Genomic DNA, 26,609 nt, shown 5'->3' with positions numbered 1-26,609 from the left:
ACAAATCTAGCTACTGACTGAAGCACCTACAAGAAGTAGTTCGGTCATCAAAGCTGTTGTTCAAGGCGAATGCGAACAAAATATGTCCGCGACGGTAACTCTATTTGAGCTGGAAAGTCTGATCGCCGATATAGCGCTTCAAAGCGTCTGGTCCAGATGGTGAGAGCAAATCACTTGCCGGTCCCTGTGCGGTAATGTGACCATTTTCTAAAAATAGCAGTAAAGCATTGAGATAAAGCGCGTCTTCTGGCGTGTGCGTAACCATGAGTACGGTCATGGCATTTTCCCGATGCAGTTCTCGTACCAGATCGAGCATCTGATGCCGCAGGGCAGGGCCCAGTGAGGCAAAAGCTTCATCGAGTAGCAGGACCGGGCGTTCGCGCACGAGCGCTCGTGCAATCGCCACACGCTGGCGTTCGCCACCGGAAAGCGCTTCCGGTTTGCGCTGTTCTTTGCCCTTCAAGCCCACGCGCTGTAATGCCGTGGTGACTGCGGCGCGATCATGTTGAGTAAATTTCAGATTGGGCGAACGTCCGAGGCCAACATTCTGCTCAACTGTCAAGTGAGCGAAGAGATTGTTTTCTTGAAACACCATTGAGACCGGACGGGCTGCAGGCTGCAGGCCGGTAACATCTGCATCGCCGATAGTGATTGTCCCGGATTGCGGGGCTTCAAAACCGGCGATCAGATTGAGCAGGGTGGATTTTCCCGAACCGCTTGGGCCGACGATAGCCGCAATCACGCCGCCCGGTATGGTGGCGTCGAAATGCATGGTGGTTTCGCCATAGCTGAAATGCACATTGCGAAGCCTGATGTCGGCTTGAACAGTCATGAAAGTGGCGTTTCCTTTCGCGATGCTGCGCGGTCTGCAAGCATCATCAGGCAAAGACATAAGATTCCGAGGATAAGTGCAAGGCCTGCCGCGTCGAAGGTGCGATAGCTGCCCAGGCGCTGAAACAGCAGATAGGGGAGCGTTAGAAGCGCATCGCTGCCAAAAAGTGCGATAGTGCCGAGGTCTCCAAGCGATAATGCCATGGCGAAGGCAAAGGCCATGCCGAAAGGTTTGCGGATGGATGGCCAATCTATCAGACGTAAGCGGTTGAAGCCGGTGATGCCAAGCTGTGCACAGAGCCTGTTATGGCGTGCTGCTGAAGTATCCCATGCCGGGCGCAATAGGCGAACAGCAAAAGGCATAGCCATGGCTGCATTGACCGTCACCACCATGAAAGGCGCCATAGTAAACGGATCGGTGAAGTTTCTCAGCAGAATGAACCAGCCTGCGCCAAGCACAATGGGCGGCATTACCAGAATGAGGCTCGAACCAGTATCAAACAGACTTGAGAGCCGTGCACTTCTTGTTGCCTCTCGGGCAATGACAAGGGAAAGTGAGAGTATCACCGAAAGAAAGGCTGCGGAAAAGCCAAGCGCGATGCTGGTGCTGATGGCACGCCAGACGGTTCGTTCGCTTAACAATCGAATAAGATCGGCAGCAAGACCGGAGATGACAACACCGGCAACCGGTAAGGCCACATAGAGAAAGCCTAGGGCGATGGCTGCGATATTGAAGATGCGCTCAGGCGCAGAAGGTTTTCCATAACGCTTAGCAGTGTTTGTAAGCGTAAAACCTTCTTCGGATGGACGTCCGGTCAGCCGCAAAGCGAGCAGTATAGCAAGCGTAAGCGCGAGTTGTGCCAGTGTAAGCGCAACAGCCCGTGCCGGATCGAAATCGAAATGCAGGCTCTGGTAAATCGCGACTTCCAGCGTTGTTGCACGTGGTCCACCACCGAGCGTCAGAACAGTGGTGAAGCTGGTCACACAGAGCATGAAGATGAGGCCGATTATGCCCGGTAGATTGCGGCGGATGACAGGCCACTCAATCAGGCGGAAGCGCGCTCCGTTTGCCATGCCAAGCTGTGCGGAAAGCTTCCAGTAGTCCGCTGGGATCGATTCATAAGCTGCTAGAATGAGCCGCACTGCCAATGGCATGTTGAAAAACACATGCGCGATCAAAATGCCGGTGAGGCCATAGATGTCGGGTGAGACCGGATAGCCAGTTGATTGTGAAAGCTGCGCGATAAATCCGTTGCGGCCATAAATGCTGGTGATACCAAGCACGGTCACGAGCGCTGGCAGTGCAAGCGGCAACGCAAAAAGGCGCAGAATCAAGCCGCGTCCCGGAAAGCTCGTTTCCGAATAAAGTGCGCGTGCCACAGGAATGGCAAACAGCACCGACAAAAGCGCTGATGCTGCCGCTTGCAGGACGGTAAACCGCGCAACGCGCAGCAGATAGGCGTCGAAATAAACGTCGGTATTAAAGCCGCTGGCTTCAAACGCCAATGCTATCAAAGAGCCGCCGACCAGAACCGCTAAAAAGCCAAGCGCCAACATGCCTGCGAGTTGCTTCATCGCAGGCGTATTTCTGGCAAGGTTGTTGGTCGGCGATGTTATCATTTGCTGGATGCAGCCAGCCATTCATCGACCCAGGCCTTGCGGTTTTTCGCAACGTCGTCAGCCGGGATCAGCAGTGTTTTTTCAGGCTTTGGCAGTTTGTCGAAAGCCGGGGCAAGCGGTGCGGAGGTTTTTCCTGCTGGATACATCCAGTTGGTTTCAGGGATTACATCCTGAAAGCCGGGTCCAGTCAAGAAAGCCAGAAACTTTTGCGCCAGTGGGTTCTTTGCGCCGGTTGTCGTCTGGGCCGCAAGCTCGATCTGAAGGTAGTTACCTTCGGGAAAGGCCAGTGCCTTATAACGCTCCGTATTCTCGGCAATCATGTGATAGGCAGGCGAGGTTGTGTAGGAAAGCACCATCGGCGCTTCGCCTTTGGTGAATAGGCCATAGGCTTCGGACCAACCCGGCGTGACAGTAAGAATGCGCTTTTGCAGCTTTTCCCATGCTTCATCCGCCTGATCACCATAGACCGATTTGATCCAGAGCAGAATGCCAAGGCCCGGTGTCGATGTGCGTGGATCCTGAATGACGATCTTTTGCGACGGATCGCCCTCTACCAGTTCTTTCAGGCTTTGCGGTGGATTTGGCAGTTTTTCTGAATCATAGACGACGGCAAAATAACCGTAGTCATAAGGTACGAAAATATCGTCCTTAAAGTCGCCAGGGACTTTGACATTGGCAAGATCAACATTGCTTGGCGCGAAATAGCCGGTGGCACGCGCTTCCGTCGTGAGGTTCGTGTCGAGGCCAAGCACGATGTCGGCTTTGGTATTGCCGCCTTCAAGCTTGAGGCGATTAAGAAGGGCAACACCATCCGCCGATGCGACCCATTCCAGCTCGCAATCGCATTCTTTCTCAAAGTTTTCCTTCACTTTGGGACCGGGGCCCCATTCGGAAACAAAACTGTCATAGGTGTAGATTGTGAGCTTTTCTTTCGCCTGCGCTGAAAAGGCAAAAGCCGCAGTCAATGACAGGGTTAGAAGAGATAAAAGCCGCATAACGGCATTCCTTTCTTTTGTTCGAAAAGATTGTGCGCCGTTATCAAAATCGGTCAGCATCTAATCCCTCCGCCGGTACAAACCGGATCAGGTTCAGCGGGTTAGCCGGAGTGCGGCCTCTCAGCCATTCAGAGATTGAATGGCACCCCGTTAGAGCAGGATCGATAATAGTGCGTAGAGCGTCCGAGAGCAAGCGATGAAGATGCGGGCTTTCGGGGATAATTCTCGCGTGTTATGAGCGACTTATGAGTACATTTGTCATTCTTCTTGGCGGTGATCTGGTTGTCACAGAGCGCCTGAAACGTCAGATAGCTGGTGCACGGGTTCTGGCCGCTGATGGTGGTATGCGCCATGCGCAAGCGATCGGTGTGGAGCCGGAGCTTTGGCTGGGCGATTTTGATTCCACGTCGGAAGACTTGCTGGCGCAATATGCGCATGTGCCGAAGAAGACATTTCCTGCTGCCAAGGATATGACAGACGGGGAATTAGCACTCGAGGAGGCCTTCGCGCGCGGTGCTGAGCGCGTTATTCTTTGCGGTGCTTTTGGCGGTTCGCGCACGGATCACACGCTTTTACATTTGACCATGGCGACGGCTCAGGCAGACAAAGGCCGCAATATTTTGCTCTCAAGCGGCGCTGAAGAGGCGTGGCCGCTGGTTGCAGGAGACTATGTTTATGATTTCCCAGAGGGAACATCATTTAGCGTTGTGAATTTTTGCACTGTCGAAGGGCTTTCAATCACAAATGCAGAGTGGCCGTTAGACAATGTGACCCTGCCTTTCGGTTCTTCATGGACAGTTTCCAATGTTGTACGCGGAACCCTTTGTGTTTCCGTGCGTTCTGGTCTTGCGATACTTGTAGCGAGCCTAGATTAGCAGGTTCATCATTGGGATCGCCGCTAACCTTAATAATTGAAAATGCTTGACGCTGAGCGTTGAAACGTATTGTAAATATGTCAAGCGAGACGCCGAATTTGGGGACGCAACGTCGGTGTTAGTGTAACTCTAATAGGAGATTGTTTCATGAAATCACGTCTTTCCATGATCGCAATCGTCGGTGCGCTTGCGTTCTCAACAGCAGCATGCACGACGGGTGAACAGCGTACAGCCGGTTACGGCGTTGGCGGCGCAGCGCTTGGTGCGCTTGCAGGTGGCGCTATCGGCGGTAACGGTCGCGGTGCTTTGACTGGAGCAGCAATTGGTGCTGTTGGTGGTACGTTGCTCGGCGCAGCGACGACCCGTAACAATGTTCAGTATTGCCGTTACCGCGATAATTACGGTCGCGTTTACGAAGCGCCTTGTAACTAAGACGCATAAGCCGCTGGGCGCTATTTAAGTTTGAAAACAGGCCGGAGAAATCCGGCCTGTTTGTTTTTCCGGGCCATATCATTTGACAGAATGCATTTTGTCCCCGACAAGCAGGGCAGAAATTTCAACGGCAGTTTTCAAAGAGAACCATGGCACCTCCGCTTCTTCGCCTCGACCAGATCAAGCTCACCTTTGGCGGCACACCGCTTCTGGAAGAAGCTGCCCTTTCTGTCAGTGAGGGCGACCGCATTGCGCTGGTCGGCCGTAACGGTTCGGGCAAGTCCACTTTGCTCAAAATTGCAGCCGGTATGGTCGAAGCGACATCCGGTGAAATATTCAAACATCCGGGCGCGACTATTCGTTATCTGCCGCAGGTGCCGGATTTGGACGGCTATGCCAATGTGCGCGCTTATGTGGAGGCTGGTCTTGGACCGGCAGACGATCCGCATCGCGTGACTTACCTGCTTGAGCATCTTGGCCTGACCGGTGAAGAAAAGCCGGATCACCTTTCAGGCGGTGAAGCGCGCCGCGCAGCGCTTGCACGCGTTATTGCTCCGCAACCTGATGTGTTATTGCTGGACGAGCCGACCAACCATCTCGATCTGACAACAATTGAATGGCTTGAAGGTGAGCTGCGCCAGATCCGATCAGCAATTGTTCTGATTTCGCATGACCGTCGTTTTCTTGAAAATGTCAGCCGTTCGACGGTCTGGCTTGATCGCGGCATTACACGTCGCATCGATCAGGGCTTTGCGCATTTCGAAGAATGGCGCGACAAGGTTCTCGAAGAAGAAGAGCGCGACCACCACAAGCTTGGCCGCCAGATTGCGCGCGAAGAACACTGGCTGCGTTATGGTGTAACCGCGCGTCGCAAGCGTAATATGCGTCGCCTTGGTGAGTTGCATTCCATGCGCGCTGATTTCCGCAATCATCGCAAAGCGCAAGGAACCGCCGTGCTTGCGGCAAGTGATTCCAAAGAATCCGGCAAGCTGGTGATCGAGGCGAAGAAGCTCAACAAAGCTTATGGTGAACGGGTGCTTGTTCAGGATTTTTCTACCCGGATACAGCGCGGTGATCGCATTGGTCTTGTTGGGCCAAATGGTGCGGGCAAGACGACGCTTTTGTCGATGCTGATGGGCAAGCTTGAGCCTGATTCGGGCACGCTGCGCCTTGGCGTTAATCTGGAAATGGCCGAACTTGACCAGAAGCGTGAAAGCCTGAACCTTGAAGATACGCTTGCGCATTATCTGACCGATGGGCGCGGGGAGAATCTTGTTATCAATGGCGAACAGCGCCATGTCGTGTCCTATATGAAGGACTTTCTGTTCCAGCCGGAACAAGCCCGCACCCCAATCCGCGAACTTTCCGGTGGTGAGCGCGCGCGTCTGATGCTGGCGCGTGTTCTGGCGCGGCCCGCCAATCTGCTAATCCTCGACGAGCCGACCAATGATCTCGACATGGAAACGCTCGATCTGTTGCAGGAGCTGGTCTCCGGCTTTCCGGGAACCGTTATTCTTGTCAGCCATGACCGTGATTTCCTTGATCGCACGGTAACGTCTGTGATCGCGCCGGAAGGTGATGGCAACTGGCTGGAATATGCGGGTGGCTATGCCGATATGATGGCGCAGCGCAAGGAGCAGGCCTTAGCGCGTCGCAATGTGAAAACAGCTGCTGCGCGTTCTGATGACAAAAGCACTGACGCACCGCAGCCTAAGCGTGAAGAAAAGCGCAAGCTTTCCTACAAACAGAAATTTGCGCTCGAAACCTTACCAGGAAAAATGGACGCTTTGGCAAAAGAAATGTCAGTGCTCGAAGGCAAGCTTGCCGATCCGCAGCTTTACGCCAAAGACCCAACACTTTTTGGTAAAACTGCCGATCTCCTCGACAAGAAGCGTTCAGAGCATTCCGCCATGGAAGAAGAGTGGCTGGAGCTGGAGATGCTACGGGAAGAACTGGAAGGGTAGTTTACCCTTCCGTTTCGTTTTTGGTTAAGCGCTTGCCTTGTCGAGCAGGGCAATTGCTTCATCGTCCAGCTTGATCTGTGCAGCGTCGATCAGTTCATTGAGCTGGGTAAGACGTGTGGCGCTCGCAATCGGGGAAGTGACAGCGGGTCGTGCGATCAGCCACGCAATTGCGATCTGCGCAGGTGTGGCATCATTGGCGCGGGCAACCTGATCGAGTGCCGCAATAATTCGCGATCCGCGATCGGTCAGATATTTTTCGACTGTTTGACCACGAGCGCTTTGACCAAGGTCATCTTTCGAGCGGTATTTGCCCGTCAGAAAGCCGGAAGCCAGGGAGTAATAGTTGATAACGCCGAGTTCGTTGTCGCGGCAGATCGCTTCAAGCCCATCTTCAAAGCCTGTACGATCATAGAGATTATAGAGTGGCTGCAATGTTTCGTAGCGTGGCAGGTTGTGCTGCTTTGCAACGCTCAGCGATTCTGTCAGGCGTTCTACGGTGAGATTGGATGCGCCGATTGCGCGAACTTTGCCAGCCTTGATCAGCTCCTGATAGGTGCCAAGAACATCTTCAAAAGGTGTTTCCGGGTCATCCCAATGCGACTGGTAGAGATCGATATAGTCGGTTTGCAGTCGTTTGAGGGAGGCATCGACTGCTTTGCGAATATAGGCGGGAGACAATCCCTTTTCGTCTGGACCCATTTCGGAGCCGACTTTAGTAGCGATCACAACTTTGTGACGGAGGCCGCGGGATTTCAGCCAGTTGCCGATGATGGTTTCGGATTCGCCACCAACATTGCCTGGCGCCCATGCGGAATAGACATCCGCTGTGTCGATGAAATTAAGACCGGCATCGACAAAACGGTCGAGAAGCGAAAATGATGTTGCTTCATCGACCGTCCAGCCAAACACATTACCGCCAAAACAAAGCGGTGAAACTTCGAGTTCAGTACGTCCGAGTTTTCTAAACTCCATGGACCCTATCCCCTTCCTGTGTGTACGAATTCCGGCGAATTCGCAGGGCTTCGATTTCAGGAAGAAGAGATTGGGACCGGGTTAGCCCATGCCAAGCGCGTCCATGTAAAGCTGGAGCATCGCTTCTTCTTCCTGACGTTCATGGTCTTCTTTTTTACGCAGACGAATAATGGTCCTTACGACCTTGCTGTCAAACCCCGAACCCTTCAATTCCGCGTAAACTTCCTTGATATCGTCGCCAATGGTCTTTTTTTCTTCTTCGAGGCGCTCGATGCGCTCGATGAAAGCACGCAACTGGCCAACAGCAATGGTCTGGGCTTCGCTGGTAATGTCGTCGCTCACGCGTTTCTCCAATTCAAAGTCGATTATGAATGCGGGTCAAAGGTCATCCGTTACAGGAACAGGACCATTGCCGAAAGTCGGACTTAGTTTTTCTGCGAGTCGCAGGCAAAATTAAGAGCCAGTGGGCTTGGAAATGCACTTTTTATCGCCGACGGGCTGTGGATAGCGGGCAAAGGATCAGCCAACCGGGCCAGATCGCGAACCGAAATGCCGGATTTCATGGATTTCAGGCATCGCGTTGATTTTTGCCAGCATCGGCCCCAGCAGTTCTGCCCATTGTGTTGCCCCGGCTTTGTCAGCAATCAAATCCTGTCGCACTTCAATGAGAACATGCGCATAGCCTCTGGCGGTTGCATGGCGATAAAGCGCATCGTTCTTAAGTGCACCATCATAAGGTTCGTTATCGCCGACAACCAATCCGGCCTCATTGCGCAGCATGGAAAGGAAAGGGGTAACACCACGCGGGTCAGCATCCCATAACAGCCCGATATGCCACGGACGGTCTTTGCCGCGCCAGTTTGGTGTAAAGGAATGGATCGCGACGATGAATGGTGCTTTCCCGCTTTCAGCTGCAACGCGTGTGCTCATTGAGGCTACGGCATCGTGATAGGGGCGATAGAAACGGTCGAGGCGGCTTTCGCGCTCTTCCGGCGTCATCGGGTAGTTACCGGAAATCACCGCACCGTCTGATAATTGCATGATGAGTGTCGGATCGTCTTCGCCGCGATTGGGATCAATCAGCAACCGGGAAAAGCCACCCATGACGGCTGGGGCCTTGAGCTTGGCTGCCAGTTGCCGCGTCAGTTCCTCGACGCCGATATCATAAGCGATATGGCGCTCAAACTCGCTTTGCGCCAAGCCAAGACTGCCATATTTGGCAGGCAAATCACGCCGGGCATGATCGGCAGTCAGAAGCAAGCCGAGGCTAAGGTCGCCATCGACCTGATGGACGGGTGAGAACGACGGATCAAATGACATGGATGCAGCTTCTTGGGTGGGATTTCTGTCATAAATCGCAAGTAGTTTCAGCTCTGTCATGAGAAAGTCGGTATTGCAACGATCATTCTCAAAAGAATGGTGAAGGAGTTTCGGGATTGAGGCAAGGCAGGAATCTAATCGTTTAAATTGCGCGAAAATCGCTATGCAGTTTGATTGGAAATGCTGTAACTGATTTGTTCTCTCCGGGATTGCGTTGACATCAAAGGCGAAACTGCCGAAAAGAGATCGACCGAAAGAGGATTTCCTTGCGTGAGACAAAAGCGATTGCGGACTGAAGGAGTTCGGCGAATGCGACTTCCAGTGTTTTTGGGTTTGTTTTCCACTGTGCTTGTGGGCGCTTTGGGTATGACATCCATGGAAGCGCGTGCTGATTTTCGAGTATGTAACTCAACTCAGAATCTGGTTGGTGTTTCCATTGGCTACAGAGCCAAGGCCGGCTGGGTGACCGAGGGCTGGTGGCATATTGATGGCTCCACCTGCAAGACGCTGATCGAGGGGCCGTTGACCTCCCGATATTATTATCTTTTCGCAGAAGATTCTCAGAGCGGCGGTCGCTGGGAAGGCAAAGTGAACATGTGTGTGGCGGAAAAAGAATTCCGTATCACAGGTGTTCAGGATTGTTTTGCCCGTGGTTTCCAGCGCAATGGCTTTCAGGAATACGATACCGGGGAACAATCGAGCTGGATGGTACAGCTCACGGACGAAACGCCGTTAGAAAACTCCACAGTTACAGGAACGAATAACCCATGAAGCGCAACCGCAAGGTCAAGATTCTCGCCACACTCGGCCCGGCGTCTGGCGAGGAATCCGTTATCCGTCAGCTTTTTGAAGCAGGCGCAGACGTTTTCCGTATCAATATGAGTCATGCCGATCATGATATGATGCGTACGCTTGTGAAGCGCATCCGCAATGTTGAAAAAGAGCTTGGTCGTCCAATCGGCATTCTCGCCGATCTTCAGGGTCCAAAGCTCCGCGTTGGCAAGTTCAAAGATACCAAAGTCACATTGACCGTTGGTCAGACCTTTACCCTCGACAACAATCAGGAACCGGGCGATGAAACCCGCGTTTATCTCCCGCATCCTGAAATTCTGGAAGCTGTGGAAGCTGGCCATCGTCTTCTGATCGATGACGGCAAGCTGGAACTGATCGCAGAATCAAGTGACGGCAAGTCGATTGTTTGTAAGGTTGTTGCTGGAACCAGCATTTCCGATCGTAAGGGTGTTAGCCTGCCGGATACCACGCTGGGTGTCGGCGCTCTGACGGAAAAAGATTACAAGGATTTCGACGCTGTTCTGAAGGAAGATATCGACTGGGTTGCCCTGTCGTTCATTCAGCGTCCGGAAGATTTGATCGAAGCACGCAAGATTTCAGGCGGCAAGGTCGGTCTGATGTCGAAGATCGAAAAGCCGCAGGCTGTCACCCGTTTGGATGAGATCATCGAACTGTCCGACGCTATCATGGTTGCCCGTGGTGATCTTGGCGTTGAAATGCCACTGGAAAGCGTTCCGGGCATTCAGAAGCAGATGATCCGCAAGGCACGCCGCGCTGGTAAGCCGGTTGTGGTTGCCACGCAGATGCTCGAATCAATGATCACGGCACCAGTTCCAACCCGCGCTGAAGTGTCGGACGTTGCAACGGCTGTGTTTGAAGGTGCAGACGCGGTTATGCTTTCGGCAGAATCGGCTTCTGGCCAGTATCCGGTTGAAGCAGTTGCCACCATGAACCGCATTGCGGAAAAGGTTGAGCGCGAGCCGACCTATCCGGGCATTCTGGATGCGCAGCGCGCAATTCCTGAACCAACCGGCTCCGATGCGATTGCTTTGGCTGCACGTCAGATCGCTGAAACGCTGAACCTTTCGGCAATCGTCACGTACACGGCTTCGGGTGCAACTGGTCTTCGTGCGGCGCGTGAACGTCCTCGTACGCCAATCATCGCGCTGTCGCCGGTTGTTGAAACCGCACGCCGCCTGTCAGTTGTCTGGGGTCTGCATTGCGTTGTCACAGAAGACGCGCATGATCTGGAAGATATGGTCGATCACGCCTGTCAGGTCGCCTTCAAGGAAGAGTTCGGCAAAGCTGGCGATCGTCTGATCGTTACGGCTGGTGTGCCATTCGGAACACCGGGCGCAACCAACCTTCTTCGCATTGCCTATATTGGGGCCGACGGACAGTCTTCCACCGACTAAACTGTCGGTATTCGGTTTCTGCTGGCCTGCAAATGGCGTGATTTTTCGCTTCCGGTGCTCACGTACGTTAAGTACGCTGCGCGCCGGTTCTCAAATCCCACCATTTTCGGCTCACCATAATTCCGAATTCCATCCAGTTTTGGGTGGCCTCATATAAAAGAAAAAAACGCGCTCCTTTCGGGGCGCGTTTTTGTTTGTATCGTTGCGTGAGAATCAGGTGCGGGTGTCGCTCAGCTCTTCCGTGAGATCGAGCAGGTTCTTCTGCGCATCACGCATCATCGGATTAACCTCAAGCGCTTTCTCATAGGCTTTTAGAGCTTGCTCCTTAAGACCACGGGCACGCAAAATATCGGCCATGCCGGTCAGAGCGCCATAGTGGCGCGGCTCAAGCTCCAGCGTGCGGTTGATGTCATACATGGCATGCGCATAGTCATTGCGCAGGTAATAGACCGTCGCACGACGGTTCCATGCTTCCGCATAGTCGGGATTGATCGCGATGGCTTCATTGAGAAAATCGAGCGCTGACGTGTAGCGCTTTTCAAGCATCGCTGAATTGGCCCATTGCACCAGAAGGTCCACCGTGGCGCTGCCAGATTGCTGCCAGATCTGATTGATCTGGATCGTCAGGCGCCGAGCCTTGGTCGCATCCGAGGTACGCTTGAGATCAGCAAAAAGCTTATCGAGACGCTCTTCAGGCGTTTGGTCTGCTTGTTCTTGGGGTTTGGGAGCAGGCTTTTGTTCGCTGTCGGCACCCGTCTGCACAGGCAGGATAGGGGCGGTCAGCTTAGGCTTCGTATCAGCGAGGGCAGGGCTGGTGATCAGCAGAGCTGCGCTAAAGGCTGATAGGAGCGTAATGTGTATTGGATAAGCAAAAACGTTCCGCATACGCATAATGTTTATTATACGTAGCGAAACGTCAAATGCAAAATCAGAAATAAGATTAGCCCTGACGTGCCTTGAAGCGCGGAGCAGTCTTATTGATGATGTAAACGCGGCCCTTACGACGAACGAGCTGGCAGTCACGATGACGGCCCTTGAGCGCCTTGAGCGAATTCTTGATCTTCATGTCAATCACCGGTCTTGGTTGGGCCCATCGACAGCACGTGTCGCGGGGCGGCATAAAAACAGGCGCCCAAGGCGCCAATTGGTTACAGGCAGTATTCCTGCCCGAAGGGTTGGCCGAAATACACAATATTTCAGCCGAATGTCAACTCCTGCGCCGCAGATTCACGAAGACTGGTCCCGAAAATCTTGCCGCAGGGCCTACGAACGCAGGAATCTGATCGATTCCTGCGTGATGCTTAGCGTGCGCGGGGGTGAATGCGGGTCACATGACCCATTTTGCGGCCCGGGCGGGCTTCTTTTTTACCATAGAGATGCAGCACAGCATTCGATTCTGCGAGAATCGCCGGAACCTGCTCAATATCGTTGCCGATCAAGTTTTCCATCACGCAATCGGAATGGCGCACCGTGTCACCAAGCGGCAGCCCTGCAACGGCACGGATATGCTGTTCAAACTGCGAGATCGCGCAGGCAGCTTCCGTCCAGTGACCGGAATTATGTACGCGTGGTGCAAATTCATTGGCCAGCAGCGTTCCGTCAGCCATAACGAAGAATTCGAGACCAAGCACACCGACATAATCAAGCGCATGGAGAAGCTTCTCAGCGGCCTTGCTGGCGGTGTCGGCTGTCTCAGTCGAGATTGCTGCCGGAACGGTCGAAGTCGACAGAATGCCGTCCTTATGGACGTTTTCTGAAATATCGAAGATTGCAACATTGCCGCTACGGTCGCGCGCTGCGATCACTGACACTTCGCGTTCAAAAGCGACAAAGCCTTCAAGGATTGCCGGTGCGTGCTTGATTGCGTCAAGCGCGTTCTTCGCTTCGTTTTCGTCAAGCGATGTGAGGCGGACCTGTCCCTTGCCATCATAGCCGAGGCGGCGGGTTTTCAGAATACCGCGTTCACCCAGTGCTCCGAGCGCTGCTATGAGCGATTCTTCATCGTCAACGAGACGCCACGGGGCGGTTTCGATGCCGCTTTCATTGAGGAATTGCTTTTCGGTAAAGCGATCCTGCGAAATCTCAAGCGCTGCGGGTGGCGGAAAAACGAGCGCCGATTCTGCAAGCTTGTCAGCGGCCGTTACCGGCACATTCTCAAACTCATATGTGATAACGTCAGACGCTGCTGCAAGCTGTGCCAGCGCCGCCGGATCATCATAGGCAGCAATAATCTGGCGATTTGCCACCTGTGCTGCCGGACAGTCTGCCTGTGGTTCGAGAATGATGGTTTCATATCCAAGGCGCGCAGCCGCCATAGCGAGCATGCGGCCAAGCTGGCCGCCGCCGATGATGCCGATTGTAGAACCTGCCTGCAATGCTGAACCTGTCATATCAGACCTCATCGGATGGGCGTTCTGCAACGCTTTCGGTCTGGGCGCTGCGCCATTCGTCAAGACGGGCTGCAAGAGCGTCGTCATAAAGTGCAAGGACTGCTGCCGATAAAAGCGCTGCGTTGACTGCGCCAGCGCGACCGATGGCGAGTGTGCCAACTGGTATGCCGGCTGGCATCTGTACGATGGAAAGGAGTGAGTCCTGACCAGAAAGCGCTTTCGACTGAACCGGAACGCCAAAGACCGGAAGTGGAGTCATCGCTGCGGCCATACCGGGGAGGTGGGCAGCGCCGCCAGCGCCAGCAATCACGACCTTCAAGCCTTCGGCTTTTGCGCCTTTGGCAAAAGAAACGAGGCGATCAGGGGTACGGTGGGCGGACACAATGCGGGCATCGAAAGATATACCCAATGCCTCAAGCGTATCAGCGGCATGGCGCATTGTTTCCCAATCGGATTGGCTTCCCATAATGATTGCGACATCTGCACTTCTGCTCATTGATCCGTCCTGCTTCTTGAGATCATGGAATGAAAAACAAAGCCGGGCGAACCCCGGCTATGAAACGTCTTTTATGTGATGCTCAGGCGATGATGTCAGGGATGACCTGATCTTCCAGCTCCTGAAGCTTGTCTTTGATTGCGAGCTTTTTCTTTTTCATGCGCTGTATGCGCAGCTGATCGCAGCCGACCTGCATCATTGCATCTATGGCTGCATCAAAATCCGCGTGTTCCTGTTTCAGACGTGCAACGGCCAATCTGATTTCGGCCTGATCCTGATCGGACATGCGGTTTGCCCCATTTCTTAAAAATAATATTACGGGCCGCTCCAGACTGGTGCAGACCCGTTTCAAGCGAAGCCTTTATCACATTTTTCGTGATTGGAAAATCCTACCAAAACAAATTCGACTTTGCATCAAACTCATGCCACAGTGTCATTGTTCTGTCATGAACAACGGTTGCTAACGAAACTGTTGAATGGCAGCCGGGACTGCGTAATTGGCCCGGATAGCAGGAGGTGTACTACCGGGCGTTTGCGCAGGTGAGAGCGGATAGAGCCATTTGTTGGCAAAACGCGACATGGCTCTGTCCTTTTGGTTAAATCAATCGAAGGAGAATTGATGATGGCTATCGAGTCCCATCTTGCCACGCTTGAACAGAAGCACGGCGCTTTGGAAGAGGAAATCTCCGAAGCTTTAGCGTCACCGGCAATTGATGACCTGCATGTTACGTCTCTCAAGCGCAAGAAGCTGGCTCTCAAAGAGCAGATTGAAAAACTGAAAATTCAGGTGACGCGTCACTGATCCCCAAGCACGGTGGTCAACATCCTTAAATTGTTGATTTAGCGTCGTTTTCTTTTCCGCCTATGCTAGAGCGCGTTTCGATCTGATTGAATCAGATCGGCGCTCTAAACATCGCGCTCCAGATACATGATGCGAACCATCACCCCTCAGATATTGGTGGCTGCGTTACAGCCGCCGAACATCTTTATTTAGTTGGCTTCGCCCTCCGCCCGTGGGTCGAGATTCATCCCCTCAGGCGTTGCACTCTTCACAGATGGCATGCTCTTAAACTGCTCTTTTTCAGATTTCGGTATTGATGCGCGTCGGCGTGAGCGAAACAGTGCATAGGCTGTTATTGAAATATGCGCGAGCGCGGTGATTGCAAACAATCCCGATGGCCAGAAAATATCCATCGCAGCCGCAGCCAGCAAAGGTCCGAGCATGGTGCCGAAGCCATAAAGTAGCAGTAGCCCGCTCGATACTTTCACGAAGCTTTCAGATGTGGCGTGGTCATTGGCATGAGCAACGGCGACCGGATAAAGCGCATAAGCAAGCGAGCCATAGCAGCCAGTCATGATGATGATCACCGTGCCGTTTGATGGGCCGATTATAAAGGCTGCCAGGCCGACAAGAGCCGCAAGCGAAGCAACGCCAGCTAACACATAACGGCGATCAATCAGATCGGAAATGCGGCCGACAGGTATTTGCATCAATGCGCCAGCGGCAATTGTCACGCTAACCATGAGCGCGATTTCTGGGGTAGAAATGCCGGATTTTGCGCCGAATACCGCGCCTAGCGTGCCCCATGCACCGTTTGCAATCCCGATCAGGATGCAGCCGACAAATGCGGCAGGTGAATTGCGATAGAGTGCTTTGAGGTCCAGTTGCACTTCGGTTAGCGGTTTGGGGCTCACGGCAGTGGACATGGCGGTCGGGATCAGCGCCAGGCAGAACAGAATGCCGGTGATCATAAAAAGGTGATCAGAACGAATATCGCCGTTGGCGACCATCATCTGGCCGCTCATGGTCGCACCATAGTTGACCATCATATAAAGGCCGAAGATTTTGCCACGCGATTCATTGGTTGCGCGCTCGTTGAGCCAGCTTTCAATGACCATGAAAGCGCCGGCCATTGAGAAGCCGGTGAATGTGCGTAAGATTATCCAGGATACCGCATCGATATAGATGCCAGACAAAAGGGCTATGATTGCTGCGGAGGCTGCGAAACAGCCAAAAGCACGCACATGGCCGACACGCCGCACAAGGCGCGGGGCAAAAAGACAACCAGCAACGAAGCCACCTGCCCATGTGGTCCCCAGCATACCAAGCGATGCAACTGAAAAGCCTTCTAGTCCACCGCGCAATGGCAGAAGCAGACCATGCAGGCCGGAGGCCATCAACAGAAAGGCTGTGCCGCAGAGCAGCGCCAGAACCTGAATATAAATGCGCAAGATCACGTTCCCGGGATTTTATGAAGTCGCTTAACCGCTACTTCGCTTTATCATTGATGAGGAAACAGCGCAGTCTCAACGGAAAAGAGCTTCCGCCGCTGCGCGGCTGTCTCCCTTCTTTAGCCTCTCGGCTTTTAGACGTTCTATTTCAGACTGGAGTAAAGCGATGTGCTGGTCGATTTCGATAACCGACAGCAGGGATAATTCTTCATCACTAAGAACCACACTGTTGCGTGGTTTTGTAACATCTTCGTCAAAACCGCTCATGGCCTTCCTCCGGAGTCTATGATGGGCTTATAAAGAGAGAAAAGATTTAACACCTTGAATCTTCGCATATATATTTCCAGAAATCGATGATGATTTCGCCGAACTTACCCAGCATGTCGCTATGTGCGGCATTTATGCGACGATAGGACGAAACAGGAGCTTTGATCATGACGGCTGAATTGCCTTCCCACATGACTGCAATCGAAATTGTGCAGCCGGGTGACGCAAGTGTATTGCAACCTGTTGAGCGCGCAGTTCCTCAGCCGAAAGCTGGCGAAATACTGGTGCGGGTTCGCGCTGCGGGTGTAAACCGTCCTGACGTGTTGCAGCGACAAGGCAGTTACGCTCCGCCACCGGGAGCGTCCGACATTCCGGGGTTGGAAATTGCGGGTGATGTTGTTGCAATTGGTGAAGGTGTGAAGCGCTATCGCATTGGTGATGCAGTCGTGGCGCTGCTCGCTGGTGGTGGTTATGCAGAATATGCCACGGTGCATGAAAGCACGGCTCTGCCGTTGCCATCCGGCTATAGCTACAGTGAAGCGGCGGCGATCCCCGAAACCTTCTTCACTGTTTGGCACAATGTGTTTGAGCGCGGTGGATTGAAAGAAGGCGAAACGCTGCTGATCCATGGCGGGTCATCTGGCATTGGCACCACCGCTATTCAGCTTGCCAAGGCTTTCGGTGCGAAGGTGATTGTTACGGCTGGCTCAGCTGATAAATGCGATGCTTGTCTCAAGCTCGGTGCTGACCGCGCGGTGAATTATCGTGACGAAGATTTCGTTGCCGTGGTGAAAGATATGACGGACGGCAAGGGCGCGGATGTCATTCTTGATATGGTTGGCGGCGATTATGTTGATCGCAATTATAAGGCTGCCGCTGAAGATGGACGTATCGTGCAGATTGCTTTTCTGAATGGTGCAAAGGCTACGGCCAATTTCGCACTCCTGATGACCAAACGCCTCACGCATACTGGTTCGACATTGCGGTCGCGTTCGGTGGAGTTCAAAGCAGGCATCGCGCGTGAACTGGAAGCAAAAGTCTGGCCGCTTCTTGCTGAGCGTCGCGTTGCACCAGTGATGGATATGACTTTCCCATTGAAAGATGCGCGGCAGGCGCATGAGCGCATGGAAGGCAGTCAGCATATCGGCAAGATTGTGCTTGAAGTTGCCTGATTTTGTTCAATGAAAAGAGAACATGGGATGGGATGGCAGCAGTTTCTTGCTCTGCGCTCAAAAAAAATATATATAGACCGTGATTTCCCGGAATTTGTGGTTTTTCCCACGGCCCGCCCTACCGGAGCGGACGAACAAGAGGATTATATCTAATGGCCACCCAGCTTCTTATGCCGAAGGCAACGGCAGTCTGGCTCGTTGATAATACGGCTCTGTCCTTTGATCAGATCGCGGCTCTTTGCAAGCTGCATCCGCTCGAAGTGAAGGCTATTGCGGACGGTGAGGCCTCGCAGGGTATCAAGGGACTTGATCCGGTGATTACCGGCCAGCTTTCGCGCGAAGAAATCGCGAAGGGCGAAAAAGACCCGTATCATCGTGTAAAGCTTTCTGAGCCAAAGGTTCGCGTACCAGAAGCCAAGCGCAAGGGCCCACGTTACACGCCGCTTTCAAAGCGTCAGGATCGTCCGAATGCGATTCTCTGGCTGGTTCGCAACCATCCTGAATTGAAGGACGCACAGGTTTCGCGTCTCGTTGGAACGACAAAGTCGACCATTGAGCAGATTCGCAACCGTACCCATTGGAATTCGGCAACTTTGACCGCAATGGACCCGGTAACACTTGGTCTTTGCTCGCAGATTGATCTCGATCTTGAAGTTGATCGTGCAGCACGCAGCCGTCCAGTTGTTGAATCCGACAGCACATTGCTGCCAGCATCAGCGACCGAAAACTTTGATTACCGCGATGCGGCTCCTGAAGAAGAAGAGCTGGATGCGGAAAAGGTTTTCGCAAAGCTTTCTTCATTGAAGAGCACAAACTCCGACGAAGACGAAGAATAAGATTGTCTTCGATGAACACAGAAAACCCGCCGGTCTGGCGGGTTTTTCTTTTTAAGCTGGATGGTGCTTCAATCCTTAAAAGAATTCCACTCGCTTAATTCCATGAGCCGATAAAAGTCGGCCAGTGTTTTGCCGCGTTCTGAACGGAATGTGCGACCAGCTTTGTCAGCGGTGATAATGCGGTCCGTGCGAAATGTGCGGAAAGCATTGCGCAATTCGCACCAGCCGATCACAGTCCAGACCTTGCCCCAGAACCAAAGACCAAGCGGACGAATGTCACGCTCACTCTCACGCGCTTCAAGGTCTCTATAGCGGATATTGAGCACGGTGCCTTCATCCACCGCGCGTTCGACGGCATCAATAATGCGCCGTTCATCCACACTGATCGATGTGGATGGCGCATGGATTTGCGTGCTGGTAATGCGCGCGCGCTCTTCCTTGGGCAGAACGGCCTCAATTTTTACAAGCGCTTCCTCGGCACCGCGTGCCATGGAAACACCACCCCATGCACGGATCAGGCGCGCACCAGCAACCAGCGCCACGATCTCATCGCGGGTAAACATCAGCGGCGGCAGCTCGAACCCCTGACGCAGAATATAGCCGACACCAGCCTCCCCATCGATAGGAACGCCCGTTGATTGAAGATCGGCTATATCGCGATAGATGGTGCGTTCGGAGACTTCCAACCGTTCGGCAAGCTGCCGTGCGGTGACAAGCCTGCCACCGCGCAGATGCTGAACAATTTGGAAAAGGCGGTCTGCGCGGCGCATTCCGGATTTATTCTCCGTTACATTGTTTTGCTTTGCGCTGTTCCAGATAGCGATCTGGCCAGCCCATATCCTTACGCAGTTCGCCCGGAAGTTCATCGAGTGCGCGCTGTGTAAGAATGAAGCGCCGACGCTCATTTTGTCTGCGCCTGTATTCCTTCAGAATTGCGAGCAGTGGTGCGATTGCGAATGCCATGGTGAATCCCTCGTCTGTAAGAATGCACTATGACACAGTGCTCCTGACAACTCTCTGTCAGGAGTAATGCTGATTGTTAGGGTTTAAATCGCGGTTCTGCCGTGTAGCTGAGCGGCAGGCGTCCGCCGTCGGCATAGATCGTCTGACCAGTGATGAAACTCGAATCGTTGGATGCTAGAAATGAAGCAATTGCTGCAATTTCAGTGGCTTGACCGATTCGGCCCAATGGCGTTCGGTCGAGTATCTTTTTGCGTGCTTCCTTGTCTGTATTCACCGCAGCAAGCATATCGGTTTCAATCGAACCGGGGCCAATCGCATTGACGCGGATACCCCATTTGGCAAGTGCCACTGCCATTGTGCGTGTCAGCTGGTTCATACCGCCTTTGGAGACAGAATAAGCAAGCTGTTCTGGCAAGCCGTAAATGGCATTGATCGATGACATATTGATGATTTTGCCTGCATCGCCACCGGCTTCTACGCGTGCGACCATCCGTTTTGCAACAGACTGCCCGCAAAGAAATGCACCCTTGAGATTAACGCGCATCACCCGGTCGAAATCGGCTTCTTTCAGATCGAGAAAATCGGCCTGATGCACGATACCGGCATTGTTGACCAGAATATCGATTTCGCCAAGATTGGTTGCCGCATAGGTCAGCAGATTGTGAATGTCGAGCTTGTCACCCACATCGCAGGCAATCGACAGAACTTTGCCATATTGCTCCAGATCTCTGACGGCTTTTGCAGCTTCTGACCCGTCAATATCCGATAAAACAACGCTAGCACCATCCATCAGGAAGCGTTTGGCGATGGCATAGCCGATGCCACGCGCAGCCCCTGTGATGATCGCAACCTTGCCTTCTAACTGCATGTATTATTCTCCGAATTTTGCCGGAGAGTGGACCGGCGACTTTCGCCGGTCAATGCATGATCAATAAATTAGACAAAAGCTAGCCCGATGTGACGCTCGCGCAGAACCGTGCTGATCTCGTCGAGAATCGCTGGGTCATCAATGGTGGCAGGCATTTTCCATTCCACACCATCAGCAATTTTCTGGATCGTTGAGCGCAAAATCTTGCCGGAACGGGTTTTGGGCAGACGTTTGACGGTGAGAGCCAGTCGGAAAGCTGCGACCGGGCCGATGGCATCGCGAATCATGCTCACGCATTCTTTTTCGACTTCTTGGCTATCGCGGTCGATATTGGATTTCAGCACGAGAAATCCGCAAGGCACCTGACCTTTGACAGAATCGGAAATGCCAAGCACCGCGCATTCTGCAACATCCGGATGACTGGAAAGCACTTCCTCCATGGCGCCTGTTGAGAGACGATGGCCGGCGACATTGATGATGTCGTCGGTGCGGCTCATGATGTAGAGATAGCCGGCTTCATCCATATAGCCTGCATCGGCAGTCTTATAATAGCCGGGAAACTCGTTGAGATAGGCTTTGCGAAAGCGCTCATCGGCGTTCCACAAGGTCGGCAGACAACCGGGCGGCAAGGGCAACTTAATCAGAATATTACCAAGCTGTCCGCGTTCGACTTCATGGCCCGCATCATCGAGCACCTGAATATCATAGCCGGGCAGGCAAACCGCAGGTGAGCCATATTTGGTTTCAAGCAGGCCGAGGCCGAGCGGATTGGCGACCATTGGCCAGCCGCTCTCGGTCTGCCACCAATGATCAATCACCGGACAGCCAAGCAGATTTTCAGCCCAGTGGATAGTGTCGGGATCAGCACGTTCGCCCGCCAGATAGAGTGCGCGGAATTTGGAAAGATCATATTTACGCACGAAATTGCCGTCCGCGTCGTCTTTCTTGATGGCACGCAAAGCGGTTGGCGCGGTGAACATCACTTCCACATTGTGTTCAGCAATGATGCGCCAATAGGTGCCTGCATCGGGCGTGCCGACTGGCTTACCTTCAAACAGAATGCTGGTGGCACCGGCAATCAGTGGCGCATAGACGATATAGGAATGGCCAACGACCCAGCCGACATCAGAAGCGGCCCAAAACACCTGTCCCGGTTCAACGCCAAAGACATGCTTCAGCGACCATGCAAGTGCTACCATATGCCCGCCATTGTCACGCACGACACCTTTTGGCTCGCCCGTGGTGCCGGATGTATAAAGCACATAAAGCGGATCAGTAGCATCAACCGGCGTACAGGGAACGTGACGACCGCGTGCTGCATCGACGGATGTACGGTAATCTATGTCGCGGCCTTCAACGGGATTATGCGGGTGCTGGTCGCGCTGAAGGATGATGCAATGCTCGACCTTGTGACGGGCAGTGGCAATCGCTTTGTCGAGCATGGCCTGATACGGCACGACACGGGTTGGTTCGATGCCGCACGAGCCGGCGATAATCATTACCGGTTTTGCATCATCAATTCGGGTTGCAAGCTCGTTGGCAGCAAAGCCACCAAACACAACGGAGTGCACGGCTCCAATACGCGCTGAGGCCAGCATTGCGATCGCTGCCTCTGGCACCATTGGCATATAGATAAGCACACGGTCGCCTTTGGTTACCCCATTATCGAGCATGACTGCCGAGAGGGCTTCCACCTCTTCCAGCAATTCGCGATAGGTGAATTTGCGTACAGAGCCTGTTACCGGGCTTTCGTAAATGAGCGCAACCTGATCGCCACGCCCATTGGCGACATGACGGTCGAGCGCATTGTAACAGGTGTTGCATTCAGCGCCTTTAAACCAGTGCCCATAGACGCCTTCATCGCTCGCAAAAACCTGATCCCATGGCTTGAACCAGTCAATGGCCTTAGCCGCAGTCGCCCAGAATTTCTCCGGGTCATTCTGCCATGATGCATAGGTTTGCGCATATTTCGATGTCATGCTGTTCCTCCCAGACGCACGCGTTGAGCAAGCTCGTCACTTGGTTACGCATTGCGATAACATGCTGGATGAAAGCGCAAGATTTGGCTCGTTGGCCTTATCTCCTCCACGCGCTTTTCATCTCCTCCGGGGATGAGTGTAAGCTGATGAGCGAAGTTTCGTCCATCAAACTAAAGATGAATAAACATATCAGAGTCGGGAAAGCAGTGATCAGACTTGCAGCAGGTCTGTTGCTACGTCACAAGGAGGAATGAGAGGTGCTTCGTGACCAAAATTTTGCCAGTGCTGCTGATGGCCCTCATGGCTTTGCATATTATCAAGCCGCTGGGTTGGCCGGGTCTGAAAAAGCGCGGTGATTTTTGGAAGATCGCTGTGTTTGCAATTTTCGCTATGGCGGTAGTTGTTGGTTTTCATTTCGCTGAAAGCTAAAATTATCAATTGGCGTGAGTTTTTATTGATATTTTCGCAGCTTAAGGGTCATTTTAGCCATAATTGGGTTTTGAAATGGCGGTGAAAAATCCCATCTAAATACTATTAGCTATAGGAGGAGAGATGCGACGTGCCCTGTTAAGCCTGCCATTCATGCTGGCTGCATCGATGATCGCCGTTCCGATGCAAACCGCATTCGCGGAAAGCATCAATGCAGGAAGCAGGCAAGCCACCACTGAGTTGCCTTTCAACATAGCGCCAGTGGCAGAATTCGACACACCATGGGCGATTGCATTTTTGCCGGGCGGAAAATTGATCCTTACCGAGAAGGGTGGCAAAGCTTTTGTCGTGACCCAAAAGGGTGAAAAGACTGAAGTTTCCGGTCTTCCTGAAGTCCTCTATAGTGGCCAGAATGGATTGCTGGATATTGTGCCAGCGCCTGATTTTGCCAAGAGCAAGGCAATTTACTTCACCTATGTCATGCCGGAAAATGGTGGCGGTAGTCTTGTGCTGGTGCGTGCCACTTTGTCTGAAGGCAAAGGCAAGGCGGAGTTTAAGAACCTTGAGGCAATCTGGAAACAGTCTGCGGTTGCTAAGGGTGGACAGCCTGGTGGCAAGATCGCGTTTTCGCCCGATAAAAAGCATCTGTTCTTGTCAGTCGGTGATCGGATGATCCCTGCTACTGCGCAGGACGAAAATGCACCGATGGGCAAGGTTCTGCGTATGAACCTTGATGGTTCTGTTCCGAAAGACAATCCACATGCATCGGAAGAGGGCGTTAAAGCGCTGACATGGAGCATGGGGCATCGCAATCCCTATGGGCTTGCTTTCGCGCCTGACGGTAAACTCTGGGAACATGAGATGGGACCGCGCGGTGGCGATGAGTTCAATCTCATCAAGCCGGGTTTGAACTATGGCTGGCCGGTCGTATCCAATGGCGACAATTATAGCGGCAGACCTATTCCACGGCACAGCACACGACCGGATTTTGAGGCACCGATGCTGTTCTGGACGCCGGTGATTTCACCGGGCGGACTGGTTTTCTATAAGGGCAAGCAGTTCTCTGACTGGAATGGTTCTGCGCTGATTGCGGGGCTTTCATCGCAGGCATTGATCCGCGTCACGATTAACAGTGACGGCCAGCCGAATGAAGCAGAGCGCTTTGCGATGGAAAATCGTATCCGCGATGTTGCGGTTGCGCCTGATGGTGCGATCTGGGTGATCGAAGATGATAATCCGGGTCGTTTATTAAAACTGACGTCTAAGCCATAAAGATAAAGCCCCGGATTAGAGCGCCGATTTTATCGGCGCTCTAATTTTTTACCTGACGCGCATTTTGTCCGAAAACCGGTTCCCACTTTTCGGAATGCGCTTGTCCGGCCTTTCCTTTTACTTCTTCAAGACATCAACGCCGGGAAGCGGCTTGCCTTCCATCCACTCAAGGAATGCGCCGCCAGCAGTCGAGATATAGGTGAAGTCGTCTGCAACGCCTGCATGGTTGAGTGCAGCAACAGTGTCGCCACCGCCGCCGACCGAAACCAGCTTGCCAGCTTTGGTGCGGGCTGCAACATGCTTTGCAGTCTTAACGGTTGCGGCATCGAACGGACGCAATTCAAACGCACCGAGCGGGCCGTTCCAGATGAGCGTTGCCGCATCATCAATGGCCGAAGCGATCAGGTCGGTTGAAAGCGCGCCTGCATCCAGAATCATGCCGTCGCTTGGTACGCCATCAACGCCATAGGTCTGATTTGGCGTGTCGGCAGCAAAGTGCCAGCCCACAACAGCATCAACAGGCAAGATGATCGCGCATTTGGTCTTTTCAGCCTTAGCCATGATTTCGCGCGCGGTATGCGCAAGATCATGTTCGCAAAGCGATTTGCCAACGTCGTGGCCCTGTGCTGCGAGGAAGGTGTTGGCCATGCCGCCGCCGATCACTAGTGCGTCAACCTTTTCAATCAGGTTGGAGAGGAGGTCGAGCTTTGTCGAAACCTTGGCGCCGCCAACAATTGCAACAACCGGACGCACCGGCTGGCCGAGACCTTTTTCAAGGGCTTCGAGTTCTGCCTGCATACCACGGCCTGCATAGGCTGGCAGTACATGGGCCAGGCCTTCAGTCGAAGCGTGCGCGCGGTGTGCAGCCGAGAAAGCATCGTTGACATAAATGTCGCCGTTTGCAGCAAGTGCTGCCACGAATTCCGGGTCGTTCTTTTCTTCGCCTTTGTGGAAGCGGGTGTTTTCGAGAAGAAGAACATCACCGTCTTTCAGTGCATCAACAGCAGTCTTGGCTTTGTCGCCAATGCTGTCTTCTGCAAAATGCACACCATGACCAAGAACCTTGGCGAGCGGCTTTACGACATGCTTCAGTGAATTTTCGTCAGAGGCCACACCCTTCGGGCGACCGAAATGGGCGAGCAGGATAACCTTTGCACCCTTCTTCGAGAGCTCCGCAATGGTTGGAACAATACGTTCGATACGGGTGAGGTCAGTTACCTCGCCGTTTGCCATTGGTACGTTGAGGTCCACGCGAACCAGAACGCGCTTTGATTTGACGTCGACATCATCAAGGGTGCGGAAAGCCATTTTTCTTCTCTCGGTTTTGAATATGTAATTGAAAACGCCCCTTCATGATTGAAGGGGCGTTGTCAGGTATTAGATCAGCTTGCCCATAGCGACAGCGGTGTCGCTCATGCGGTTCGAGAAGCCCCACTCATTGTCGTACCACGACAGGATGCGCACCATGGTGCCGTCCATGACCTTGGTCTGGTCGGTGTGGAAAACCGACGAATGCGAATCATGGTTGAAGTCGTGCGATACCAGCGGCTCATCGGTGTAACCGAGGATGCCCTTGAGGCGGCCATTGGCAGCTTCACGGATCGCATTGTTGATTTCTTCAACAGTGGTTGTGCGCTTGGCAACGAAAGTCAGGTCAACGACCGAAACATTCGGGGTCGGAACGCGGATTGCAACGCCGTCGAGCTTGCCCTTCAGTTCTGGCAGAACCAGACCAACAGCCTTGGCAGCGCCCGTCGAAGTCGGGATCATCGAAAGAGCTGCTGCGCGTGCGCGGTAGAGATCCTTGTGCATGGTGTCCAGCGTTGGCTGGTCGCCAGTGTAAGAATGGATCGTGGTCATGAAGCCCTTTTCGATGCCGATTGCATCGTTAAGAACCTGTGCCACTGGTGCAAGGCAGTTGGTGGTGCACGAAGCGTTGGAAATGACCTGATGATCCTTCGTCAGCTTGTCGTGGTTGACGCCGAAAACGACAGTCAGATCAGCGCCATCGGCAGGAGCCGAAACGATAACGCGCTTTGCGCCAGCTTCAAGATGAAGGGCTGCCTTGTCGCGTGCAGTGAAAATGCCGGTGCATTCCAGAGCGATGTCGACGTTTTCTTCTTTCCACGGCAGTTCAGCCGGGTTGCGAACAGCGTGAACCTTGATCGGGCCGTAGCCAACGTCGATGGTGTCACCAACGACTTTTACTTCCTTTGGAAAACGACCATGAACGCTGTCATAGCGCAGAAGGTGCGCATTTGTTTCTACAGGGCCGAGATCGTTGATTGCAACGACCTGAATGTCGGTGCGGCCCGATTCGACGATAGCGCGAAGGACATTGCGGCCGATGCGGCCAAAACCGTTGATTGCGACGCGAACTGCCATTTTCTCTAATTCTCCCAAAAGGGTTCTGCATATGCAGTGGCTTGATAAAACAGCTAAGGCGGTAAGCCCCAACTGGAAAGGTAAACGCCGGCGTGTTTAGCGCC

General features: G+C 53.2%; 29 protein-coding genes and 1 riboswitch. Of the genes, 10 read left to right on the top strand and 19 right to left on the bottom strand.

Features of this window, described 5'->3' with window-relative positions; translation table 11 throughout:
• Positions 1–100: 100 nt before the first annotated feature.
• The 3 genes from thiQ to thiB are packed head-to-tail and all read right to left on the bottom strand — an operon-like array spanning position 101 to position 3,446.
• Positions 101–832, bottom strand: coding sequence for a thiamine ABC transporter ATP-binding protein (gene thiQ / locus J2782_RS18735; protein ID WP_310015338.1), 732 nt, complete (start codon positions 830–832; stop codon positions 101–103).
• Positions 829–2,472, bottom strand: a complete 1,644-nt coding sequence (gene thiP, locus J2782_RS18730; protein ID WP_310015336.1) for a thiamine/thiamine pyrophosphate ABC transporter permease ThiP — start codon at positions 2,470–2,472, stop codon at positions 829–831. Before thiP ends, thiQ begins: the two co-directional genes overlap by 4 nt.
• Complete coding sequence (gene thiB / locus J2782_RS18725; RefSeq protein ID WP_310015333.1) at positions 2,448–3,446, bottom strand: thiamine ABC transporter substrate binding subunit; 999 nt, start codon at positions 3,444–3,446, stop codon at positions 2,448–2,450. Before thiB ends, thiP begins: the two co-directional genes overlap by 25 nt.
• A 47-nt stretch (positions 3,447–3,493) precedes the next feature.
• Positions 3,494–3,606, bottom strand: a riboswitch (TPP riboswitch).
• Positions 3,607–3,691: 85 nt separating this feature from the next.
• On the opposite strand from thiB, the gene J2782_RS18720 reads away from it, so the two are divergent.
• The 3 genes from J2782_RS18720 to J2782_RS18710 all read left to right on the top strand — a co-directional run bounded on the left by J2782_RS18720 (position 3,692) and on the right by J2782_RS18710 (position 6,717).
• Positions 3,692–4,321 carry a thiamine diphosphokinase gene (locus J2782_RS18720; RefSeq protein ID WP_310015332.1) on the top strand — a complete coding sequence of 210 codons (630 nt, stop codon included), beginning with the start codon at positions 3,692–3,694 and terminating at the stop codon, positions 4,319–4,321.
• Positions 4,322–4,468: 147 nt separating this feature from the next.
• Positions 4,469–4,753, top strand: a complete 285-nt coding sequence (locus J2782_RS18715; RefSeq protein WP_094578220.1) for a glycine zipper domain-containing protein — start codon at positions 4,469–4,471, stop codon at positions 4,751–4,753.
• 149 nt (positions 4,754–4,902) lie between these two features.
• On the top strand, positions 4,903–6,717 hold the full coding sequence (locus J2782_RS18710) for an ABC-F family ATP-binding cassette domain-containing protein (protein WP_310015331.1): 1,815 nt from the start codon (positions 4,903–4,905) through the stop codon (positions 6,715–6,717).
• 24 nt (positions 6,718–6,741) lie between these two features.
• Here the strand turns inward: J2782_RS18710 and J2782_RS18705 are convergent, their stop codons facing one another.
• From J2782_RS18705 to J2782_RS18695, 3 genes are all read right to left on the bottom strand, one after another.
• Complete coding sequence (locus tag J2782_RS18705; RefSeq protein ID WP_310015329.1) at positions 6,742–7,689, bottom strand: aldo/keto reductase; 948 nt, start codon at positions 7,687–7,689, stop codon at positions 6,742–6,744.
• Between the two features lie 81 nt (positions 7,690–7,770).
• Positions 7,771–8,031, bottom strand: coding sequence for a DUF2312 domain-containing protein (locus tag J2782_RS18700; RefSeq protein ID WP_007876730.1), 261 nt, complete (start codon positions 8,029–8,031; stop codon positions 7,771–7,773).
• A gap of 177 nt (positions 8,032–8,208) precedes the next feature.
• On the bottom strand, positions 8,209–9,009 hold the full coding sequence (locus tag J2782_RS18695) for an N-formylglutamate amidohydrolase (RefSeq protein ID WP_310015479.1): 801 nt from the start codon (positions 9,007–9,009) through the stop codon (positions 8,209–8,211).
• A gap of 309 nt (positions 9,010–9,318) precedes the next feature.
• Between J2782_RS18695 and J2782_RS18690 the strand changes: the two genes are divergently transcribed.
• Positions 9,319–9,780 (top strand): DUF1036 domain-containing protein, encoded by a 462-nt coding sequence (locus J2782_RS18690; protein ID WP_250041160.1) that lies wholly within the window; start codon positions 9,319–9,321, stop codon positions 9,778–9,780.
• On the top strand, positions 9,777–11,216 hold the full coding sequence (pyk, locus tag J2782_RS18685) for a pyruvate kinase (protein WP_310015327.1): 1,440 nt from the start codon (positions 9,777–9,779) through the stop codon (positions 11,214–11,216). The genes J2782_RS18690 and pyk overlap by 4 nt, the downstream gene beginning before the upstream one ends.
• 213 nt (positions 11,217–11,429) lie before the next feature.
• Here the strand turns inward: pyk and J2782_RS18680 are convergent, their stop codons facing one another.
• From J2782_RS18680 to J2782_RS18660, 5 genes are all read right to left on the bottom strand, one after another.
• Positions 11,430–12,107 (bottom strand): tetratricopeptide repeat protein, encoded by a 678-nt coding sequence (locus J2782_RS18680; RefSeq protein ID WP_310015326.1) that lies wholly within the window; start codon positions 12,105–12,107, stop codon positions 11,430–11,432.
• A 49-nt stretch (positions 12,108–12,156) separates the two neighbouring features.
• Complete coding sequence (gene ykgO / locus J2782_RS18675) at positions 12,157–12,282, bottom strand: type B 50S ribosomal protein L36 (protein ID WP_075657282.1); 126 nt, start codon at positions 12,280–12,282, stop codon at positions 12,157–12,159.
• Between the two features lie 235 nt (positions 12,283–12,517).
• Positions 12,518–13,606 (bottom strand): 5-(carboxyamino)imidazole ribonucleotide synthase, encoded by a 1,089-nt coding sequence (locus tag J2782_RS18670; protein ID WP_310015322.1) that lies wholly within the window; start codon positions 13,604–13,606, stop codon positions 12,518–12,520.
• A 1-nt stretch (position 13,607) separates the two neighbouring features.
• A complete protein-coding gene (gene purE, locus J2782_RS18665; protein WP_310015320.1) occupies positions 13,608–14,102 on the bottom strand; it encodes a 5-(carboxyamino)imidazole ribonucleotide mutase in 495 nt (164 codons plus the stop codon).
• An 82-nt stretch (positions 14,103–14,184) separates the two neighbouring features.
• Positions 14,185–14,388 (bottom strand): YdcH family protein, encoded by a 204-nt coding sequence (locus J2782_RS18660; protein ID WP_187544001.1) that lies wholly within the window; start codon positions 14,386–14,388, stop codon positions 14,185–14,187.
• A 333-nt stretch (positions 14,389–14,721) separates the two neighbouring features.
• Between J2782_RS18660 and J2782_RS18655 the strand changes: the two genes are divergently transcribed.
• A complete protein-coding gene (locus tag J2782_RS18655) occupies positions 14,722–14,904 on the top strand; it encodes a YdcH family protein (protein WP_250041152.1) in 183 nt (60 codons plus the stop codon).
• A gap of 188 nt (positions 14,905–15,092) precedes the next feature.
• Here the strand turns inward: J2782_RS18655 and J2782_RS18650 are convergent, their stop codons facing one another.
• Positions 15,093–16,334, bottom strand: a complete 1,242-nt coding sequence (locus J2782_RS18650; RefSeq protein WP_310015318.1) for an MFS transporter — start codon at positions 16,332–16,334, stop codon at positions 15,093–15,095.
• Between the two features lie 75 nt (positions 16,335–16,409).
• Positions 16,410–16,601: a DUF1192 domain-containing protein gene (locus J2782_RS18645; RefSeq protein ID WP_250041148.1), complete on the bottom strand. Its 192-nt coding sequence runs from the start codon at positions 16,599–16,601 to the stop codon at positions 16,410–16,412.
• Between the two features lie 167 nt (positions 16,602–16,768).
• Between J2782_RS18645 and J2782_RS18640 the strand changes: the two genes are divergently transcribed.
• Complete coding sequence (locus J2782_RS18640) at positions 16,769–17,773, top strand: NAD(P)H-quinone oxidoreductase (protein WP_310015316.1); 1,005 nt, start codon at positions 16,769–16,771, stop codon at positions 17,771–17,773.
• A gap of 152 nt (positions 17,774–17,925) precedes the next feature.
• On the top strand, positions 17,926–18,609 hold the full coding sequence (locus J2782_RS18635; protein ID WP_310015314.1) for a DUF1013 domain-containing protein: 684 nt from the start codon (positions 17,926–17,928) through the stop codon (positions 18,607–18,609).
• A gap of 68 nt (positions 18,610–18,677) precedes the next feature.
• On the opposite strand, the gene J2782_RS18630 is transcribed toward J2782_RS18635, so the two are convergent.
• The 4 genes from J2782_RS18630 to J2782_RS18615 all read right to left on the bottom strand — a co-directional run bounded on the left by J2782_RS18630 (position 18,678) and on the right by J2782_RS18615 (position 22,419).
• Positions 18,678–19,379, bottom strand: a complete 702-nt coding sequence (locus J2782_RS18630; protein ID WP_310015313.1) for a helix-turn-helix transcriptional regulator — start codon at positions 19,377–19,379, stop codon at positions 18,678–18,680.
• Positions 19,380–19,386: 7 nt separating this feature from the next.
• Positions 19,387–19,572, bottom strand: coding sequence for a hypothetical protein (locus J2782_RS18625; protein ID WP_310015311.1), 186 nt, complete (start codon positions 19,570–19,572; stop codon positions 19,387–19,389).
• A 76-nt stretch (positions 19,573–19,648) separates the two neighbouring features.
• The gene (locus J2782_RS18620; RefSeq protein ID WP_310015310.1) at positions 19,649–20,440 is read right to left on the bottom strand and encodes an SDR family NAD(P)-dependent oxidoreductase; all 792 of its coding nucleotides are present in this window, start codon (positions 20,438–20,440) and stop codon (positions 19,649–19,651) included.
• Between the two features lie 68 nt (positions 20,441–20,508).
• Positions 20,509–22,419, bottom strand: a complete 1,911-nt coding sequence (locus J2782_RS18615) for a propionyl-CoA synthetase (RefSeq protein ID WP_310015308.1) — start codon at positions 22,417–22,419, stop codon at positions 20,509–20,511.
• Positions 22,420–22,683: 264 nt separating this feature from the next.
• Between J2782_RS18615 and J2782_RS18610 the strand changes: the two genes are divergently transcribed.
• Positions 22,684–22,848, top strand: coding sequence for a hypothetical protein (locus tag J2782_RS18610; protein ID WP_310015306.1), 165 nt, complete (start codon positions 22,684–22,686; stop codon positions 22,846–22,848).
• A 123-nt stretch (positions 22,849–22,971) separates the two neighbouring features.
• Complete coding sequence (locus J2782_RS18605) at positions 22,972–24,120, top strand: PQQ-dependent sugar dehydrogenase (RefSeq protein WP_310015305.1); 1,149 nt, start codon at positions 22,972–22,974, stop codon at positions 24,118–24,120.
• 117 nt (positions 24,121–24,237) lie between these two features.
• Here J2782_RS18605 and J2782_RS18600 read toward each other — a convergent pair whose 3' ends face one another.
• Both J2782_RS18600 and gap read right to left on the bottom strand, forming a co-directional pair.
• Complete coding sequence (locus J2782_RS18600) at positions 24,238–25,428, bottom strand: phosphoglycerate kinase (protein ID WP_310015303.1); 1,191 nt, start codon at positions 25,426–25,428, stop codon at positions 24,238–24,240.
• A gap of 69 nt (positions 25,429–25,497) precedes the next feature.
• Positions 25,498–26,505: a type I glyceraldehyde-3-phosphate dehydrogenase gene (gene gap, locus J2782_RS18595; protein ID WP_250041135.1), complete on the bottom strand. Its 1,008-nt coding sequence runs from the start codon at positions 26,503–26,505 to the stop codon at positions 25,498–25,500.
• Between the last annotated feature and the right edge of the window lie 104 nt (positions 26,506–26,609).

The organism is Brucella pseudogrignonensis (assembly GCF_031454375.1).
Classification (GTDB): domain Bacteria; phylum Pseudomonadota; class Alphaproteobacteria; order Rhizobiales; family Rhizobiaceae; genus Brucella; species Brucella pseudogrignonensis_A.
The sequence above is the reverse complement of the archived record's forward strand: the minus strand, read 5'-3'. Positions and strand labels throughout refer to the sequence as shown.